Source organism: Planococcus chinensis (assembly GCF_020071995.1).
Taxonomy (GTDB): domain Bacteria; phylum Bacillota; class Bacilli; order Bacillales_A; family Planococcaceae; genus Planococcus; species Planococcus chinensis_A.
On sequence record NZ_JABWTK010000058.1, the window covers coordinates 1 to 267 of the forward strand.

General features: G+C 51.7%; 1 tRNA gene. It reads left to right on the plus strand.

Features of this window, described 5'->3' with window-relative positions:
- Window positions 1-51: 51 nt before the first annotated feature.
- A tRNA-Ala gene (locus HU147_RS19300) sits at window positions 52-127 on the plus strand.
- Window positions 128-267 lie beyond the last annotated feature (140 nt).

Below are 267 nucleotides of genomic sequence, written 5' to 3' on the forward strand. Positions count from 1 at the left end.
TTTGGGACCAAGGGGTCGCAGGTTCGAATCCTGTCTTCCCGACCATTCAATGGGGCCTTAGCTCAGCTGGGAGAGCGCCTGCCTTGCACGCAGGAGGTCAGCGGTTCGATCCCGCTAGGCTCCACCATTATTTATTCAATTGAACCTTGAAAACTGAACAGCAAAACGTCAACATAAATTGTTTGAGCGCCTTGGCGCGAAAACGAATTTATGCGAGGATCGTCGCAAAGCGATCCGAGCACAACTACTGATCAGGCAAACGCCAGA